This is a genomic window from Actinorhabdospora filicis, assembly GCF_030269765.1.
Classification (GTDB): Bacteria; Actinomycetota; Actinomycetes; order Mycobacteriales; family Micromonosporaceae; genus Actinorhabdospora; species Actinorhabdospora filicis.
On the sequence record NZ_BSTX01000001.1, the window covers coordinates 687,102 to 705,156 of the forward strand.

Sequence of the window (18,055 nt, forward strand, 5' to 3'; positions counted from 1 at the left end):
CCTTCGTCATGGTCAGGGGGCTGGGTTTCTAACCTGCATCTTTGCCTATTGCGTCGAGGGCGGCGATAGGTGGCGTGGACCGACTATTCTTATAGGCAACTTTCCTGCTAGTACCGCTCGCGATTGGTGTCCCTTATGACCGATGTGGACCTGCGCGCTCTCGCGCTCCGCACGCTTTTGCCGGGTTTCGCCGGTACCAGCGCCCCCAAGTGGGCGCTGGAGCTTCTCGATGAAGGTCTCGGCGGCTACATCCTGTTCGGGTACAACATCGCCCACCCCGCGCAGGTCGCCGAGCTGACCTCGCAGCTGCGCGCGGTCCGGCCCGACGCCCTCATCGGCGCCGACGAGGAAGGCGGGGACGTCACCCGCCTGCACCACGCCGCCGGCAGCCCCTACCCCGGCAACGCCGCGCTCGGCGCGGTCGACGACGTCGAACTCACCCGCAAGGTCCACCGCGCCATCGGCGACGAGCTGCGCGCGGTCGGCGTGACGGTCAACTGCGCTCCGGCCGTCGACATCAACGTCGCCGACGACAACCCCGTCATCGGCACCCGCTCCTTCGGCCGCGACCCGCGGCTCGTCGCCCGGCACGCCGCGGCGGCCGTGGCCGGACTCCAGGACGCCGGCGTGGCCGCCTGCGCCAAGCACTTCCCCGGCCACGGCGCCACCGTCGACGACTCCCACCACACCCTCCCCACCGTGGACGTGCCCCTCGACGTCCTGCGGGAACGCGAGCTGGTCCCCTTCACCGCGGCCATCGAGGCCGGGACCAAGGTCATCATGACCGGCCACATCCGCGTCCCCGTCCTCACCGGGGACCTCCCGGCGACCCTCTCCCCCGCCGCCCTCACCGACCTGCTCCGCGGCGAGATGGGCTACACCGGCGCGGTCATGACCGACGCGGTGGAGATGCGCGGCGTCTCCGGCGAGCGCGGCATCCCCGCCTCGGTCGCCCTGGCCCTGGCCGCCGGCTGCGACCTGGTGTGCTTCGGTGGCGAGCAGCAGAAGAACGGCCCGATGGTGGACCTGGTGCACGCGACGGTGGACGCGATCGTCGCCGCCGTGCGCTCCGGTGAGCTGCCCGAGGAGCGCCTGTACGAGGCGGCCAAGCGCGGCGACGAGCTGCGCGGCTGGCTGTCCGGCGTCGGCGACGTGACGGCGGCCGAGGCCGCCGGTGTCGGCGCGGGCGCGGCCCGCCGCGCCGTCCACGTCGAAGGCACCCTGCCCAACCTGAGCGATGCCCTCATCGTCCAGGTCGACACCCCCGGAAACATCGCCGTCGGCGACGTCCCGTGGGGCGTCACCCCGCTCCTCGCCAAGCGCCTCGCCGACGCCGAGACCATGTACGTCGACCACGACTCCGCCGACGTCACCGCCGTCACCGCCCGCGCCGACGGCCGCTCCGTGGTCGTCGTAGCCCGCGACACCCACCGCCACCAGCGCTCCCGCAGCCTGGTGGAGGGCGTGGCCGCCTCGGGCGTCCCCACGGTCCTGGTGGAGATGGGCTGGCCGGCGGCCTGGCGCCCGGCGGGAGCCGCGGCGTACGTGGCGACGTACGGTGCCGCCCCGGTGAACGCGGAGGCGGCGACGGAGGCGTTGCTGGGGCACTAGCACTGGAAGAGCACTGACCAGACCCCCGCGTGGACCCGGACACCTGCGCGGGGGTTTTGGTTTGCCGCCGGAGGCGGGAGAGGACGGGAGAGGGCGGGAGCGGACGAGCCGGAGGCGGGGGTGGACGCGGGGTCGGAGGCGGATGCGGAGGCGGGGGTGGATGCGCGCGGAGCGGCGCATTCGGCGGCGGGCGTGGCGAGGCCGCAGGCCGAGGCGCACGCCGACGCGAGTGCTGAGGCGCAGGCCGAGGCGCGAGGGTGAGCACCCACGCGAGAAGAAGTGTCTTGACCGCGTGTTTAAGAAAGACGCGCGCGTGCAGCGGCGCAACCAACCCGGTCGGCCACGACGCAACCGTGTGCCAAAGAGCGGAGGCTTCCATCGGCTCGGGAGAAATGTTGTGGGATTCCGGGGTCCAGGGGACGGAGTTCCCTGGTGGGTCCAGGGCAAGGCCCTGGTCTGGTGCAGGGCGAAGCGCCTGCTACCCCGACCAAAACGGCCCTGAGGCGAGATGGCACCGCAGGTGTCACTCGCTTGAAAAAGGAGAGCGGGGCGCCGCCCCGGCCCCGAACCGTCCCGGCCCTGCGTCGCCCCGGCCTCGCCCCGCTCCAGCCCGGCTCCGGCCTTGCCCTGTCCCGGCCCCGCCCCGCGTCGCCCCACCCCGGCTTCTCTTCTCGGCTGCGTGGGTACTTGCGGTCGTGGTTTGTCTTCTTCTCCGCGTGGTGCCCAAGGGGCTTTGCCCCCTGGACCCCCACCAGGGAACTCCGTCCCCTGGACCCCGGGAACTCACAACATTTCCCCCGAGCCGGAAGCGGCCTCTGTTCTTCGGCACCCGCTTGGGTCGTGGCCAACCGGGTTGGTTGCGCCGCTGCACGCGCGCGTCATTCTTCGACACGCGATCAAAACCCTCCCCGCGCCCACGGCCGCCCCTCGGCCTCCGGCCTCAGGCGCTCTCGGCGACCTCCGCGTGCCTCCGGCCCGCCTCACCCGCCCCGCTCCGCTCGCTCACCCCCATCGCTCCGCTCGCTCACCCGCCCCCCACCCCAAAACAAAAACAACGCCGGGAATCCCCCAGCGCCGTCAGCCGTCCAGCAGCGTGGCAACTTCGCGCGCGCACCCCCAGGAGAGGGTCACCCCCGATCCGCCGTGCCCGTAGTTGTGGATCAGCAGCATGTCCTTCCTCGCGTCGCGTTCGACGCGGGCTTCGGGGCGGCCGGGGCGGACGCCGACGCGGTGGCCGATGACGGTGGCTTCTTCGAGGCGGGGGTCTACGGTGCGGCAGCGTTTGAGGATGGCCTTGGCGATGGCCGGATCGGGCCGCATGCCCGCCTCCGCGTCACCGGCGTGGCCTCCGAGGATGACGATGTCGCCGTGGGGAAGGATGTAGGTCAGGTCATCGCCGAGCGGGTTGTCCTGGAAGAACGTGTCGATGCCCGGGTTGTCGACGACGACGAGCTGTCCCCGGGTGGGGCGCATGGCCGCGTCGGGGACGAGCCACCGCGATTCCAGGCCGGTGCAATTGACCACGGCGGCGGTTTTCGGGACTTCACGGAATGATTCGAGGGGTCCGCGAATCTCAATGGCGCCCCCGGCGGCGACGAAGCGGTCGGAGAGATGGTTGAGATAGGCCGTCATCTCGACGATGGGAATGGTGTAGCGCCACCCGTCGACATAATGCGCGGGCAGGCCGCTCGGCAGGCCGCGCCGGTAGTCGGGGACTTCCACGGCCCATGACGGCGGTTCGGCGACGTGTTCGTAGAACGCCTCGGTCCCGTACACCATCCGCACCCCGGATAGCGTGTTCCGCGAGATCTCGGCGAACACCTCGTAGGTTTCTCGGCTCCAGCGCAGGACCCGCTCGTCGAGGACCATGTCGTACGGCCCCCAGCTGGCCCCCGCCTGCGCCGACGTGGTCCTGGACGGCATGCGCTCGGCGAGGATGCGCACGGCCAGGCCCGATTCGGCTAACGTCACCCCGGTGGTCAGCCCGGACACCCCGGCACCGATGATCACGGCGTCGGCGCCGCGATCACCCGTGGGGCCGCCCGTGCCTTCGAGGGGGGTGCCGGTCCCTTCAGAGAACACCATCTGACAACGCTAGCGGTATCCGCGCCGCTTTTGAATACACAATCCGACAGTCCAGCTTGGACGGTGCCCCGCACACCCGCAACGGGTATGCTCGGGAGGGCCGCACGGGGGGTGTACGCGAGCGGTGCGCCGGGGAGGATCAGCACCTCTCGGGAACAATAGGGGAAAGGGACGGGGAGCCTTGATGATCACCGTCGGGGAGGTGCACACCGGTCTCCTCCAGCATTCCACGGCCGTCCCCATGCGCGACATCGGCGAGCTGCTCGGACTGATGGACGGCGCCCGGGTCCGCCACTCCGAACGGCCCATCGCCCACTCGATCTCCCCGGAGCGCCTCGTCGGCCTCGACTGCGAGTTGCCGAACGGGCAGGGCAGGGCGCGCGGTATCGGCACCGCCGCGACCCGGGCCCTGCTGGTGGGACGGCACGTCCTGCAGGGCTCGACCTACGCGCGCATCGTCCGCGGCGACGCCGACCGGCGGCTGCCGTGGTCGCATTACATCGCCCGGCCCGGCGTCATCGAGATCGTCGGCCGCGCCGACCCCGACCGCCTGTACACCGGGCTGGGCGACATCGCCAAGAACGGCGGGACCCTCGACCTGGGCTCGGTCAGCGGGCGCACCATCGACGACGTCCAGAAGAACGCCGGGCTCGACCGGCGTCCCCCTTTCAAGGGGCCGCGCACGCGCCTGCGGTGGGTGGCGCGCACCGGCTCCGAACCCGGCCTGGTCTTCCGCATCGACGGGGAGACCACCCGGACCGCGCAGTTCATCACCACCAGGGACGCCGACGTCTCCACGCTGGCCGCTCTGAGCGAGGACATCGCCGTCCACGACTGGCTGCTCACCACCGCCATCCGGCACGTCGAACGGGCCCTCATCGGCTCCGCCGGCCGCGCCGACGTCGTCAGCACCCTGCGCCCGGTCATCGACCACATGCTCCACCTGTGGATGCCCGCCGCGCGCCTGGACGACACGATGGCCGACCTGTGGGCGGGCCTGGAGAAGCGGCCGGGTTTCAGCCGCCAGTGGAAGACACTCATCGCCCGCATCCGCGATCAGATGACGCTCGCCACGATCGACGCCTCCCGGGGCCGGCTCGGCGAGTACTGACCGGCGCGGACGCCCGCCCGAGGGAGGCACCGTGACCGCCCCCGACCCACCCGCCATCGCCAAACAACGCTCCAACATCCTCCGCAAGGTGCTGGTCACCGGCGTGATCGGCGCCCTCGGCTTCGGTCTGACCGAACTGGTCCTGCCGAACGGGCCGTGGTCCTGGCTCAGCTCGGTGTTCCTGGGTTCGGTGGCGTTCGTGACGCAGTTCCTGGTGGACGTCGAACGCCGGCTGGACTCCGTGGAGCGCACCTACCAGAAGGAGAGCTCGGCGACGCGTTCGCTGATCCACTCCGACTTCTCCAAGATCAACGAGGCGGCGAAGCTGTCCCGCGAGATGGACGGCTCGGGCCTGCCGATCGACGACATCGTCCGGCTCATCCGCAGCGCCACCCACATCACCCCCATCGTCCCGCAGCTCGTGCTGGACCTGGCGCGCACCGAGATCGCCCGCGTCTCGGCGATCCTGGAGGACCTCGCGCGCGGCGGCGACGTCAGCTACGAGGGCGAGGACCGCGACTGGCTGATCAGCCTGACCCGGCTGGCGCACCACTCCATCGACGCCGTCTCCCTCGACACCGTCGACGTGGGCACCGAGCACTTCCTCAGCAGCCACATCGGCCGCCTCTACCTCACCGAGCAGGCCAGGTCGGTGCGGCGCGGGGTGCGCGTGCGGCGCGTCCACGTCCTCAATCCCCTCGACCCGAACCCGCAGGCCCTGGACCAGGTCACCCGCGAGCAGGAGCAGCTGGGCATCGAGGTGCGGGTCCTGCCGCCCGAGCGGCGTCCCCGCAGCACGAAGGCCCTCGTCGACTTCATCGTCTTCGACGGCACCCTCAGCTACGAGACGACGCCCGCCTCCGAGCAGACCGAGGCCACCCCGGTCATCGTCGACACACGCCTGGTGCCCGACGAGCAGCGCGTGGCCCGCCGCAGGCAGATGTTCGCCGACCTGTGGGACGCGGCGATCCCGCTCGGGAAGGCGCCGCTGGGCTAGGGGGCCGTCCAGGGACGCCCGATGAACAGGTAGTCCAGCCGCTCGGTCAGCTCATCGGGCAGCTCCAGGCGCTCACCGCGGGCGCGCCGGGCGATCTGCTCCAGCACTTCGCGGTCCACGCGCGTCTGCCCGAGGATGGCGCCCACGGCGTGCTCGATGTTCTGGAAGCGCCGGTCGAGGATCGTGAAGGTCCGGTACGCGGCGAACGGCGCCGCGTTCGGGTTGACCGTCATGATGCCCGGCAGCTCGTCCCAGTCGTCGGTCATCCGCCGCGTCGGCGGGCAAGGCTCCGGCGGGACGACGACCTCACCGCCGTCGCGCAGCAGCCCCAGCCGCAGCAGCTGCCACACCGCAGCCAGCAGCGGGCACGACCACGTGGGGGCGTCCTCCGGGCCGTCCCACAACTCCACGTCGAGGAAGATCGAGTGCCGGTTGCGGGCGTGCTCGCGGGGGGCGCTCCACGGCTCGGGTTCCTCCATCGCCTGCGGGACCATCGACGGGCCGCGCTCGCCGTTGCACAGCCAGCCGACCTCCTTGGCCAGCGGGCGGGCGCCGTTGGTGCCGGGCGGCGGCTCGTCCACCAGGCGGTCGATCATGAGCCGCACCGGCTCCACGAACTTCCCGTCGGGCCCCGAGCGCGACTTCGCGCACGCGGCCTCGCGGGCGAGGTAGTCGACGCGGACCCCGGCGTCCTCGGCCGCGCCGAGCACGTCCTCGATGACGCCGGCCGGGCTCGGGAAGCGGGTGAAGTAGTCGTCGATCAGGAAGCACGTGCTCACCCGGGGCGTGCGGCCGGTGAGCAGTGCCGCGACGTCCTCCGAGGCGGTCTCGGCCCAGCGGCGGACGCGCGTGAAGTGCTCGCGCAGCCGCGGCCTGCCCCCGGCGTAGTCCTCCATGTACAGGTGCCCGAGTTCGATCGACAGGTGCGCCAGCGGTGTGGACACCACCCGTGGTTCCGCGCTGTACTCGGAGAACACCGCGGCCCCGGAGGTCACAGTTCCGACCAGTCGTCGGCCAGCTTCTTGCCGAGGTTCACGAAGGAGTCCACCGTCGCGGGATTGGCGATCTGCCGGGTGATGGTGTCGGTGTCGGTGATGATCTGCTCGCGCCACTGGAGCACCGGGTCCAGCGGGACGCTGCCCAGCGTGCTGGTGCGGCCCAGCCGCAGCTCGCTGGCCAGCTTCTGGAGCTCCTTGTTGGTGTCGGTCAGCCACGCCAGCTGCGTCGGGCGCAGCGCGGACAGGTCCGTCGAGCGCGGATCGACCACGGCGGTGCGCACGAAGCGGATCATCTGCAGGAACTGGTCGGCGCCCAGCTTGTGCTGCTCGCCCGACTCCAGCAGGCCGTCCTTGCCGTAGACGAGGTTGCTGGCGGCCAGCACGTGCTGGCGGGTCCAGCGGTGGAACACCAGCCAGCGCGACATCACCTTCGACAGCCTGCGGTCGGCCAGGGCCTGCAGCACGATGTGCGTGGCGTAGGACCGCCCGGCGCTCAGGTCCACCAGCACCATGGAGAACTCCTCCTCCAGGCGGGTGAACAGCCGCACGCAGCGCGCCACGACGTCCTTGTTGCTGGCGAACTCGCCGCCGCCCTCGTCGCCGGGGAACAGCACCAGGTTGCCCGAGCCGTCGGGCCGGTTGCGCAGGCCCTGCCGCTCGGTCTCGCCCCAGATGTCGATCGCCTGCGGCTCGTCCACGCCGTCGAAACCGCGCAGGTAGCGGTGCATCCCGAAACCGGTGCGGGTGCCCTGCGAGGCGCGCAGACCGAAGATCGCGCCCGCGGTGGGCGAGCCGAAGTCGAAGTCGAGGTAGGCCACGTCGTGGCCGCCGAGGGCGCGCCGGTAGATGATGTTGCTGCTGGTCACCGAGCGGCCGGTGCCTCCCTTGTCGGACGTCGCGAAGACCAGCATGGCTCAGATCACCCGCTCGGCGGACTCGCGGGCCGCGGCCAGGCGGTCCAGCTCGCGCAGGGCGTCCTGGATCAGCGTCACCGCGCTGCCCGGGCGCTTGCCCAGGATGATGCGGGCGCGGTCCAGGTTGGCCTTGATGCCGGAGAGGGCGCGCTGCATCGAGTCGCCGCTCTCCGGGCCGCCGCCGAACAGCTCCTGGTCGTAGAGGTGCTCGGCCTCGGTGAGCAGGATCCGCCCGGTCTCCTCCAGGTCGGGACTCGGCGGCGGGTCGCCCTGGACGAAGCGCGCGCCCGACACCAGGCTCTCCACCACGCGGTGCGTGGGCTGCCAGTGGACCCGCTCCCCGAGGGGGATCGCGTCGAAGGCGCGGCCCGGCTCGTCCCACAGGCCCTTGCCGTCCTTGGAGCGGGGACGCCGGTCCAGGCGGCGGCGCTCCAGGTGCCCCCACAGGTCGTCGATGAGGTCGATGAGGTCGTCGCGGCGGTTGCGGGAGGTGAACGGGACCAGCGCCAGCGACCGCTTCAGCAGCACCGGCGCGAAGTCGCGGGCCACCCACGCCAGCGCGGGACCGCCGGGCTTGTCGGAACCGACCAGCTCCACGGCGACGCCGTCGTGCAGCGAGATCGCCGGGTCGGTGTCCATCGCCCGGCGGGTGATGCGGGTGCGGTTGGCCAGCTCGCCGAGGATGTCGGCCAGCCGGGTGATCTCGCGTTCGCCGGCGGCCCGGACGATCAGCTCGCGCACGACGATCGCCGACACCAGCGCGGTGTAGTAGTCCGACTCCAGGTCGTCGGTGGTGCGCCACGGGATGTTCTCCAGCGGCCAGCGCCCGCCGCCGTAGGAGGACAGCACCGCCCAGTACTGCTGCGTCAGGTCCCAGCGCAGCTGGAGCGCCTGCGCCAGGCGCTGCTGCTCGGGGTCGAGCAGGCCCAGCGCGCGCGTGCGCTCGGTGAACAGGTCGGCGATGCCGTCGAGGGCCACCGTGGTGAAGTACAGATAGGGCTCGTCCGAGGCGTAGCCGACGCGCTGGGCGCCGCCGCTGGCGCTGAAGTCGACCTCCGGGGCGCCCGAGATGGTGCCCCAGGACCAGCCGCACTCGAAGAGCGTGGTCGGTCCGGTGACCTCGGCGTCCTTGCCGGATCCGACGGTCAGGTCGCGCAGGCCGTTGGACACGCCGCGCAGCGCGCGCTGGAGATCGTCGATTTCGCGGCGGCTGGGGTTGCCCGTCAGGCCCATCGACTCCAGCAGGACCTTGCCGGGGCGCTCGGAGACGTCGAAGGTGTTGACCGTGAAACTGCGCATCAGGCCGACCAGCGCCGCCGTCAGCCGCTTGCTGGCCAGGATCTCCAGGCGGTTGATCTTCTCCTGCAGCGCCTGCCGGCTGGCCATCTTGCGGTACTCGCGCACGAAGCCCAGCAGCGCCAGCGTCAGCGTCACCGAGAGCGCGAAGGACTCGGTCACGTCGATCAGCAGCTGCGCCTCACTGGGCAGCTCGTCATCGGCGGGCTTGCCGTCGCGGATCGGAATGAAGTTCCGCCCGCCGGAGAACAGCGGGTCGCCGATCGGGTCGGAATGGCGCTCCAGATAGCTGGTGGCGATGTCGACGACCTTGCGCGGAATCGCCACCGCGTCGCCCAGGGGCTGCAAGGCGTCGAGGACGTCCTGGTCGGTCTCGTCTGGATTCTCCAGGCGGAAACCCTCCAGTTCGACCGCCGGGAAGACCAGGCACAGCAATTGCTGCGCGTCGCTGACCGTGTCCTTGTCGGACCGCCCCCGCCAGACCCATTCGCCCTTGTCGTCGAGACTCATGGCGACCAGCGCCTTCCAGACCTCAAGGAGATGCTGCCGCGGCTGGACCCTCATGGACCTTCACCCTCCATCGCCCGAAAGCGTGTCACCGCTTCAGTTGTCCCCCGCCCGCCCCGTGGCGATGATCATGCCCGCGTAACCGGCCCGCAGCGTGGGGGCCTCGTCGAGCACATGGACGTCCACATCGGACGCGAGCTTCCCGAGCAACTCTGACACATCGTCTTCCGTGATCGCAACGGCCGGGAAGCGGCGTCCCGCCACGGTGTAGCCCTGCGAGAGCCGCATGAACGCCGCCGCGAAGGGCGCCCCCGGGCGCAGCGCGCGCACGAAGTTCTCCACCGCGCGGGCGAACTCACCGTAGTCGCCGGTCAGCGATTCGGCGACGAAGAACATCGTCCCGGCGTCCCACGAGGCCGCCGGGAGGTGCAGCGCGCCCGCGCCGGAGCCCGGCTCGTCCAGGGCACCCGGTTCCTCAAGGACACCCGGTTCCTCAAGCACGCTGTGCCGGTCGAGCTCGGCGACCTCCTTCAGCCGCACGCGCGGTTCGGCGAGAAGGTGGTAGGGAGTGCGCTCGCACAGGACCGTCCAGAACTCGTCCCAGTTCGGCCGGTAGCCGTGCTCGGCGAAGATCTCCGCGCGCAGCCAGTCCACATTGCTGCGCGAGTGCTCGTAGAGGCGAATGGAACGCGAATAGGGCAGCAGCGCCAGCGAGGGATACAGATTGGCGCCGGGACCGACGTCGATCGAGGCCCATTTCTCGCGCGGGGCGTCCAGCGCGAAGGCGGAGGTGAAGAAATCGCGGATGCGCACCAGTATCTGGCGGTCGTCATCGCGCAGGTTCGCGTAATTGTGCTCCTTGTACGCCTCGGAATCGAAGGCGTCCCACTGATAGTCGGCGTTGACCCCGTGGTTGCCGCCGCCGTCCGACCGGCCGGTGACCTGGGCCGCGCCGGAGCGCGGTCCCGCCGTCATCGTGCCGGCGGCGTGCCGCTGTCCGTCGGCGTCGGCCTCATCGGAGACCGGCGCACCCTGCGTAGACGACATTCGCGCTCCCGTTTCGCCCCTGGCCACCCAGAAGAACCGAGCCGAAATCGATCGGCGCGGACGATTCACTTAACGACACTGACGCGCCCGCGTTACGGTCGCGCGGGCGCGTGCCTGGAGCGCGTTCGGGAGGTGCGGAACACCCCGCTCAGACCCGGCGCCACGTGCGCGATCCCGCGCACAATCCTCCACAGTGGACCCACTCTCGGCAAGCGCCGTTTCGAGACCGGGCCGTGTCCGAACGGCTATTCATCACGTCTTGACGCGACCGGTGGCGATCATCATCCCGTGGTATCCCTCGCGGAGGGTGGCGTCCTCACCGACCACCTTCACGCTCAGTCCCTCCGACAGACGCCCCAGGTGCCGGTGGACGTCCTCGGGGTAGATGGACACGGCCGGGTAGAAGATCTCGCCGACCCAGTAGCCCTGCGAGCCCATCATGAACGCCACGGCGAAGGGCGCGCCCGGCTTGAGGGCCTGGGCGAAGCCCTCCAGGGCCCGGTCGAACTCGCCGAGATCGGTGGTCATCGACTCGGCGCCGAAGAACATCGTGCCGATGTCCCAGGTGGCCGCCGGGAGGTTCGGGGACGGCAGCTCGAACACGCTGTCGTGATAAGGCCGCGCGACCTCTCTGAGCCGGGCGCGAGGGTCGGCGACCGAGCGGTAGGCGCGCCGCTCGGCGAGCACCGCCCAGAACGGGTCCCATTCGGCGCGGTAGCCGGTGACCTCCTCGCCCAGCCAGCGGACGTTGCTGGCGGCGAACTCGTGGAGGCGGATCTCGGCGCAGAAGGGGAGCATGGCCAGGGCCGGGTAGAGATTGGCGCCGGGGCCGACGTCGATGCCGTGGAGGCCGGTGCGGCCGCCGCACTCGGCGTCGAAGAAGTCGCCGATGACCTCGATGATCTCGCGGTCGTCGTCGCGCAGGGTCTTGAAGTTGAGGGCCCAGTAGGACTCGGAGTCGAAGTCGTCCCATGGGAAGTCGCCGTTGAGGCGGCGCCCGTCGAGTGCGGGCGCGGGGTCGTGCGCTCTGGTCTCCCCCGCCGGGGTGGCGAGATGGGGAGTGAGGTGCCGGGCTGGGGTGGGCTGGTGGTCTTCGCGTTCCTGCTCGTCCATGGGCGTCCCCGGTGGCGTGAAAGAAGCCATCTATCCAACGTAGACCTTAGAGAAGGTCCACAGGGGCCGCTGTCATTAAGCTGCAATCGTCGGTGATCCGACGTTCCCCCGTACGTGTCGGCCCCGCCGGGCCCTGGCGACGGCGCCCGGCGGGACCGAGTCTCGGCGGGCCGCCTAGACGGCGGTCACCCGCACGGCGTCGGCGATGACGTAGCCGGCGCCGGAGCTCCAGCGGCTGACGGCGAGGATGTCGCGCTCGCCGCCGCCGAAGGCGAAGGTACCCAGGTTCGTCCACTTGCCGCCGTTGGCGCGCTGGTCGACGGTGACGGTGCTGTTGCCGCCGGAGGCGAAGACGACGAACGGCGTGCTCGGGTTGTAGCCGGGGTCGGCCGGGTACCAGGTTTCCACCTTGTAGTTCCCGGCCGCGGGGAGGGTGGCCCGGTAGTACGCGCCGTCGGAGACCGCCTGGGGGGAGGCGTACCGGTAGTCGGCGCCGTAGCGCTGGGCCGAGTAGCTGGAGGAGCCCCAGTTGGCGCCGGCCGTGGGGGCGTCCAGGACGACCTGGAAGGACGGCGGCGTGCCGTTGAGGCGGTCGGCGACGGCCTGGCGCAGGGCCGGGAGCTTGGCGTAGAGGACGTCGCCGGGGCAGTCGGTGGCCAGGTAGTCGCGGTGCCCGAAGATCTGGGTGGGCGCGATGGCGTACTGCTGGCAGATGTAGGCGCACAGGTCGATGAGGCGGTTCCACTGGGCGGCCGGGGGTTCGGCCGTCATGTAGGTGCCCTCGTTCTCGATGCCGATGGCCTGGTTGTTCTGGCCGGGGCAGTGCGCGCCGACGACCATGCCGCTGCCGCTGGTGAGGTGGGCCAGGCTGGTGTGGCGGCCCTCCATGACGTAGCCGCCGCGGCTGTTGGTGAAGTGCTGGCCGGTGTCGGACCAGCCATTGTGGTCCATGTGGTAGTTCTGGATCGACCGCGCCAGGCGGTAGGCGGCGTCCTTGGAGACGTCGGTCTGGTTGGGCGTGTCGGTGTGGTGGACCAGGATCTTGTTGGGGCGGGTGGCGATCTCGTTGAGTCCGCCGACGGCGCGGGCTCCCCACGTAGTGCAACTGGCGATGCCGGGATTGGGCACGGCCGCCGCGGCCGCGTCCGACGCCAGTGTCACTTCGAAGCCGCCCACGGCGATGCCGGCGCCGAGCAGCAGGCCACCGCGCAGGGCGGTGCGTCTGGAGATTAAGGGATCGGTCGACATCGCGCCCTCCGGGTGAAGGTTTCCTACCGGTGATCGTTTCTTACGGAAGTCTTCCTACCATGAGTGGCGCCGGTCACGGAAGATCCGCACGGGCGCGCGACGGTGACCGAACGGCATGGGGGCAGGTGGAACCGCGGGCGCGGCGATTTCACGGATTCAGCCCACGAGCCAACGAAGGCGGGCCGGGACATCCGTCCCGGCCCGCCTCAGGTCGTTCCCGCTCAGGACGCCGAGGCCGACGCCTGCACAAGGGTGCGGATCTGCCGCAGCAGCACCGACAGCGCCGCCAGGTCGGCCCGCGAGTGGACGAACTCGCCCATCGCGTTCTGCACCCGCTCCAGGGTGGGCGCGTTCTGGCCCTCCCACGAGGTGACCCGCTCGGCGGCGGTGTCCTCGGCCTCGGTGGAGGTCAGGACCTCCGCGGTGAGCGCCGCGACGGCCGCGTACAGGTCGTAGCGCAGCGCCATGCGCGCCAGCGTCTGCCAGCGGTCCTCGCGCGGCAGGTCGGAGATCCGGTCCAGCACCGCGTCGACGGTGAAGCGGTCGTTGATGGTGAAGTACACCTCGGCGACCTCTTCCAGCGGACGGCCCGAAGCCGCGGCCACCTCGACCACGTCGATGAGCCCGAAACCGTAGATCAGGCACGACAGCCGCTCGGCCAGCTCCGGCGGCAGGCCGCTGTCGGCCAGACGCCCGGCGTAACGCACCATCGCCGCGTGCTCCGAGCCGCGCAGCAGCTCCGGCATCCGGCCCAGCAGCGCCGACACGCCGTCCCGCAGCCGCCCGATCTCCGACTGCACGTCGATCGGGACGCGCCGGTTCTGCACCAGCCAGCGCACGCCCCGGTCCAGCAGGCGGCGGATCACCAGGTAGGCGGCGACCTGCGCGTCGGTGGTGGCCACGTTGTCGAGGGCCTCCACGTCCTTCCACAGCGACCGCAGCCCGAAGACGTCGCGGATCACCGTGTAGGCGCGGATGGCGTCGGCCGAGGACGCCCCGGTCTCCTCCACCACGCGGAACACGAAGGACGTGCCACCCCGGTTGACCACCTCGTTGACCAGCGCGGTCGTCACGATCTCGCGGCGCAGCGGGTGCTCGGGCATGATCCGGGCGAACCGTTCCCGCAGCGGGTGCGGGAAGTAGTCGGTGAGGACCGAGGAGGTCCACACGTCGTCCGGCAGCGCCGAGTCGAGGATCTCGTTCTCCAGGTCGATCTTCACGTAGGACAGGCCGACGGCGAACTCCGGACGGGTCAGGCCCATGCCGCTCTTCGCGCGCTGGGTCAGCTCGTCGTCCTCCGGCAGGCCCTCCAGACGGCGGTCCAGCCCGGCGTGCTTCTCCAGGTAGGACAGCAGGCGGCGGTGTACCGGCAGCAGCGTCAGCGACTGCGTGGTGGCCACGCCCAGGGCGGTGCTCTGCTCGTAGTTGTCGCGCAGGACCAGCTCGCCGACCTCGTCGGTCATCTCGGCCAGCAGGCCGTCGCGGTCGGCGACGTCGAGCTTCCCCGAGGTGATCGCCCGCGACAGCAGGACCTTGATGTTGACCTCGTGGTCGGAGCAGTCCACCCCGGCGGAGTTGTCGATGAAGTCGGTGGCCACGTGCCCGCCGTTCAGCGCGAACTCCACCCGGCCGAGCTGGGTCAGGCCCAGGTTGCCGCCCTCGCCGACGACCTTGCAGCGCAGCTCGCGGCCGTCGACGCGCAGGGTGTCGTTGGCCTTGTCGCCGACCTCGGCGTTGGTCTCGGTGTGCGCCTTGACGTAGGTGCCGATGCCACCGTTCCACAGCAGGTCCACCGGGGCCGACAGGATCGCGTGGATCAGGTCGTTCGGGGCCATCGCGGTGACGTCCTCGCCGAGCCCGAGGGCCGCGCGGACCTGCGGGCTGACCGGGATCGCCTTGAGGCTGCGCGGGTAGACGCCGCCGCCGGCGCTGATCAGCGACTTGTCGTAGTCGTCCCACGTCGAGCGCGGCAGGTCGAACATGCGCCGCCGCTCGGCGAAGGAGACCGCCGGGTCGGGGTCCGGGTCCAGGAACACGTGCATGTGGTTGAACGCCGCGACCAGCTTGATGTGCTCGCTGAGCAGCATCCCGTTGCCGAAGACGTCACCGGCCATGTCGCCCACGCCGACGCAGGTGAAGTCCTGCGTCTGGGTGTCGGTGCCCAGCTCCCGGAAGTGGTGCTTGACCGACTCCCACGCGCCGCGCGCGGTGATGCCCATCTTCTTGTGGTCGTAACCGGCCGAGCCGCCCGAGGCGAAGGCGTCGCCCAGCCAGAAGCCGTAGGCCACCGCGATCTCATTGGCGATGTCGGAGAACGTCGCGGTGCCCTTGTCGGCGGCCACCACCAGGTACGGGTCGTCGCCGTCGTGGCGGACGACCTCCACCGGAGGCACGACCTTGCCGGAGGGGTCGAGGTTGTCGGTGATGTCCAGCAGCGCCGAGATGAACGCCTTGTAGCAGGCCACGCCCTCGGCGAAGAACGCGTCGCGGTCGGCGGGCGGGTTCTTCAGGACGAAACCGCCCTTGGCGCCCACCGGCACGATCACCGAGTTCTTCACCATCTGCGCCTTGACCAGGCCCAGGATCTCGGTGCGGAAGTCCTCCCGCCGGTCCGACCAGCGCAGGCCACCGCGCGCCACGGCGCCGAAGCGCAGGTGCACGCCCTCGAAGTCGGGCGAGTACACGAAGATCTCGTACTTCGGCCGCGGCGCCGGGAGCAGGTCGGCGAGCCGCTGCGGGTCCAGCTTGAACGACACCGGCGACTTCGCGCGCTGCGCCTTCTGGAAGTAGGACGTGCGCAGGGTCGACTGGATCAGCAGCAGGAACGCCCGCATGATCCGGTCGGCGTCGAGGCTGGCGACCTGGTCCAGGTCGGTGCGGATCCGCTCGACGATGGCCGCGGCCGACTCGTCGCGGGCCCCGGCGGTCAGCTGCAGCTCCGGGTCGAAGCGGGTCTCGAACAGCTCCACCATGGCCGCCGCGATGTGCGGGTGCGCCACGAAGGTCTGCCACATGAACCGCTGCGAGTGGATCGAACCGGCCTGCCGCAGGTACTTGGCGTAGGCGCGCAGGATGACCACCTGCCGCCAGGTCAGGTTCGCCCGCAGCACCAGCTCGTTGAAGCCGTCGACCTCGGACTCGCCGCGCCAGGCCGCCGAGAAGGCGTTCTCCACCTTCGTGCGCACCTGCGGGACCTGCACCTCCAGGTCCGAGGGGAGCTTCAGGCCGAAGTTGTAGACGTAGATGACGTCGTCGTTCCGGTCGATCTCGTAGGGGCGCTCGTCGGCGACCTGCACGCCCAGGGAGTGCAGCACCGGCAGCACCGCCGACAGCATCATCGGCTCGCCGTAGCGGAACACCTTGAAGCGAACGTCGTCATCGCGCTTGCGGTGCCGGAACAGGTGCAGCGCCAGCTCGCCGGGCTCGTCGAGGAGCTCCAGCTTCATGATGTCCTTGGCCGCCTCGAAGGGCGTGTGCTCGTCCTTGTACGTCTGCGAGAACGCGTGGACGTAGCGCTGGTACAGCTCGTGCGCCTGCTCCTCGCCGAGCTTGAGGTCCAGCAGCAGCGCGAAGTCGGCGTCCCAGGACCGGGTCGCCTCGCTCAGCGCGTTCTGGATCTCCTCGACGTCCACGTTCGCCGGCGGGTTCGCCGGGTCGGTGTGGATGATGTAGTGGATGCGCGCCAGCGGCGAGTCGGCCACCCGCGTGGTGTAGTCGGCGCCGACGGCGTTGAGGCGCTCCGACAGGATCGTCTCGATCTTGAGCCGGTTGTCGGTGTTGAAGCGGTCGCGCGGCAGGAACAGCAGGCACGAGATGAACCGGCCGTAGGCGTCCTTGCGCAGGAACAGCCGCAGCCTGCGGCGGCCCGCCAGCCGCAGCACGCCCATCGTGGTCGCGTACAGCTCGTCGGTGGTGATCTGGAACAGGTCGTCGCGCGGGTAGGTCTCCATGATCGCCAGGAGGTCCTTGCCCGAGTGGCCCGTCGCGGCCAGACCCGACCGCTGGAGCACCTCGGCGACCTTGCGGCGCACCACCGGCAGCTCCCGCACCGAGTGCAGGTAGGCCGCGGAGGTGAACAAGCCCAGGAAGCGGCGCTCGCCGATGACGTTGCCGTCGTCGTCGAAGACCTTGAAGCCGATGTAGTCCAGGTAGGCGTTGCGGTGGACGGTGGACTTCGAGTTGGCCTTGGTGATGATCAGCAGGCGCTTCTCAAGGACCTTCTCGGCCGCCTCGGGCGCCATCGTGGTCAGCACCTTCGGCGCGACCTGGTCCTGGCGCAGGATGCCCAGGCCGGTGCCGAGGACCGCGCACAGGGCCTGGCCCTGCGGGGTCTCCTTGAGCCGGTACTCGCGGTAGCCCAGGAACGTGAAGTGGTCGTCGGTGAGCCAGCGCAGCAGGTCGACGGCGTCGGTGATGTCCTTGCCGGGCACCGGCGGCTGCTTGTCGGCGCGGCTGAGCGAGTCGGCCAGGCCCAGGGCCTGGTCGCGCATGCGCTGCCAGTCCTCGACGACCTCGCGGACGTCGGTGAGGACCCGCAGGATGTCATTGTGCAGCGCCTCGACGTCCCCGGTCTCGCGCTGCCGCTCGATCTCGATGTGCATCCAGCTCTCGGCGACTCCCGCGGGGTCGGAGTCGGCCGGCACCGTCTCAAGGGCGCCCATGACCGCGCGGCGGAGCTGCACCTGCGGGTGCACCAGCAGGTGGACCTCGATGTTGCGGCGCGTGAACAGCGCCGTGAGGGAGTCGACGAGGAACGGCATGTCATCGGTCACGATGTCGATGACGGTGCGCGCGCCGTCGTGCAGGGCCTCGGGCGGACCCGGCTCGGTGGCGGACAGGGAGAGCTTCACCTCGCCCGGGAGCCGCTGCCCGGCGAGCTCTCGGTGGTGGACGGTTATCGCCACCAGGTCCTCGGGATCGCGGCCGACGAGATCCTCGTCGGGCACCAGTCGCCAGTAGAGCCTTAGCAGCTCCGCCAGGTCCGCGTCCCCTCCCGTCAGCGCTACGGCGTCGGCGACGAGTCGTTCCCTATTGGGAACGTCGTCGTCGAGATTGCCTTCGGAAGCTTCGTCGTCTGACACCATGGGCAGCATCGGGTCTCCAGTCCGAGTGATGATCCACAACGTCG

11 protein-coding genes are annotated in these 18,055 nt (G+C 70.5%); 3 read left to right on the forward strand and 8 right to left on the reverse strand.

Annotated elements, in window-relative coordinates:
• The first annotated feature begins 135 nt into the window (after nucleotides 1–135).
• Nucleotides 136–1,611, forward strand: coding sequence for a glycoside hydrolase family 3 protein (locus QSK10_RS03075; protein WP_285661033.1), 1,476 nt, complete (start codon nucleotides 136–138; stop codon nucleotides 1,609–1,611).
• 1,077 nt (nucleotides 1,612–2,688) lie between these two features.
• Here the strand turns inward: QSK10_RS03075 and QSK10_RS03080 are convergent.
• Nucleotides 2,689–3,696, reverse strand: coding sequence for an FAD-dependent oxidoreductase (locus tag QSK10_RS03080; protein WP_285661034.1), 1,008 nt, complete (start codon nucleotides 3,694–3,696; stop codon nucleotides 2,689–2,691).
• Between the two features lie 184 nt (nucleotides 3,697–3,880).
• Here QSK10_RS03080 and QSK10_RS03085 point away from each other — a divergent pair, with 184 nt between their 5' ends.
• Both QSK10_RS03085 and QSK10_RS03090 read left to right on the forward strand, forming a co-directional pair.
• Nucleotides 3,881–4,807: an SCO2521 family protein gene (locus QSK10_RS03085; RefSeq protein ID WP_285661035.1), complete on the forward strand. Its 927-nt coding sequence runs from the start codon at nucleotides 3,881–3,883 to the stop codon at nucleotides 4,805–4,807.
• Between the two features lie 31 nt (nucleotides 4,808–4,838).
• Nucleotides 4,839–5,804, forward strand: coding sequence for a DUF6879 family protein (locus QSK10_RS03090; protein WP_285661036.1), 966 nt, complete (start codon nucleotides 4,839–4,841; stop codon nucleotides 5,802–5,804).
• On the opposite strand, the gene QSK10_RS03095 is transcribed toward QSK10_RS03090, so the two are convergent.
• The 7 genes from QSK10_RS03095 to QSK10_RS03125 all read right to left on the reverse strand — a co-directional run bounded on the left by QSK10_RS03095 (nucleotide 5,801) and on the right by QSK10_RS03125 (nucleotide 18,020).
• Nucleotides 5,801–6,799, reverse strand: a complete 999-nt coding sequence (locus QSK10_RS03095; RefSeq protein WP_285661037.1) for an SCO2522 family protein — start codon at nucleotides 6,797–6,799, stop codon at nucleotides 5,801–5,803. The genes QSK10_RS03090 and QSK10_RS03095 overlap by 4 nt on opposite strands.
• A complete protein-coding gene (locus QSK10_RS03100) occupies nucleotides 6,796–7,713 on the reverse strand; it encodes an SCO2523 family variant P-loop protein (RefSeq protein ID WP_285661038.1) in 918 nt (305 codons plus the stop codon). The genes QSK10_RS03095 and QSK10_RS03100 overlap by 4 nt, the downstream gene beginning before the upstream one ends.
• Nucleotides 7,714–7,716: 3 nt before the next feature.
• The gene (locus QSK10_RS03105) at nucleotides 7,717–9,576 is read right to left on the reverse strand and encodes an SCO2524 family protein (RefSeq protein ID WP_285661039.1); all 1,860 of its coding nucleotides are present in this window, start codon (nucleotides 9,574–9,576) and stop codon (nucleotides 7,717–7,719) included.
• A 39-nt stretch (nucleotides 9,577–9,615) separates the two neighbouring features.
• On the reverse strand, nucleotides 9,616–10,566 hold the full coding sequence (locus tag QSK10_RS03110) for a hypothetical protein (protein WP_285661040.1): 951 nt from the start codon (nucleotides 10,564–10,566) through the stop codon (nucleotides 9,616–9,618).
• 252 nt (nucleotides 10,567–10,818) lie between these two features.
• Entirely contained in the window at nucleotides 10,819–11,709 is an 891-nt protein-coding gene (locus tag QSK10_RS03115) for an SCO2525 family SAM-dependent methyltransferase (RefSeq protein WP_285661041.1), read from the reverse strand.
• A gap of 144 nt (nucleotides 11,710–11,853) precedes the next feature.
• A complete protein-coding gene (locus tag QSK10_RS03120; protein WP_285661042.1) occupies nucleotides 11,854–12,927 on the reverse strand; it encodes a golvesin C-terminal-like domain-containing protein in 1,074 nt (357 codons plus the stop codon).
• A gap of 221 nt (nucleotides 12,928–13,148) precedes the next feature.
• On the reverse strand, nucleotides 13,149–18,020 hold the full coding sequence (locus tag QSK10_RS03125) for an NAD-glutamate dehydrogenase (protein WP_432705288.1): 4,872 nt from the start codon (nucleotides 18,018–18,020) through the stop codon (nucleotides 13,149–13,151).
• Nucleotides 18,021–18,055: the final 35 nt, after the last annotated feature.

Excerpts from the sequence above, each read along its gene's own strand:
- QSK10_RS03125 (WP_432705288.1), bottom strand. The coding sequence starts at position 18,020 with ATGCTGCCCATGGTGTCAGACGACGAAGCTTCCGAAGGCAATCTCGAC.
- QSK10_RS03115 (WP_285661041.1), bottom strand. The coding sequence starts at position 11,709 with ATGGCTTCTTTCACGCCACCGGGGACGCCCATGGACGAGCAGGAACGC.
- QSK10_RS03120 (WP_285661042.1), bottom strand. The coding sequence starts at position 12,927 with ATGTCGACCGATCCCTTAATCTCCAGACGCACCGCCCTGCGCGGTGGC.
- QSK10_RS03080 (WP_285661034.1), bottom strand. The coding sequence starts at position 3,696 with ATGGTGTTCTCTGAAGGGACCGGCACCCCCCTCGAAGGCACGGGCGGC.
- QSK10_RS03105 (WP_285661039.1), bottom strand. The coding sequence starts at position 9,576 with ATGAGGGTCCAGCCGCGGCAGCATCTCCTTGAGGTCTGGAAGGCGCTG.
- QSK10_RS03100 (WP_285661038.1), bottom strand. The coding sequence starts at position 7,713 with ATGCTGGTCTTCGCGACGTCCGACAAGGGAGGCACCGGCCGCTCGGTG.
- QSK10_RS03075 (WP_285661033.1), top strand. The coding sequence starts at position 136 with ATGACCGATGTGGACCTGCGCGCTCTCGCGCTCCGCACGCTTTTGCCG.
- QSK10_RS03085 (WP_285661035.1), top strand. The coding sequence starts at position 3,881 with ATGATCACCGTCGGGGAGGTGCACACCGGTCTCCTCCAGCATTCCACG.
- QSK10_RS03110 (WP_285661040.1), bottom strand. The coding sequence starts at position 10,566 with ATGTCGTCTACGCAGGGTGCGCCGGTCTCCGATGAGGCCGACGCCGAC.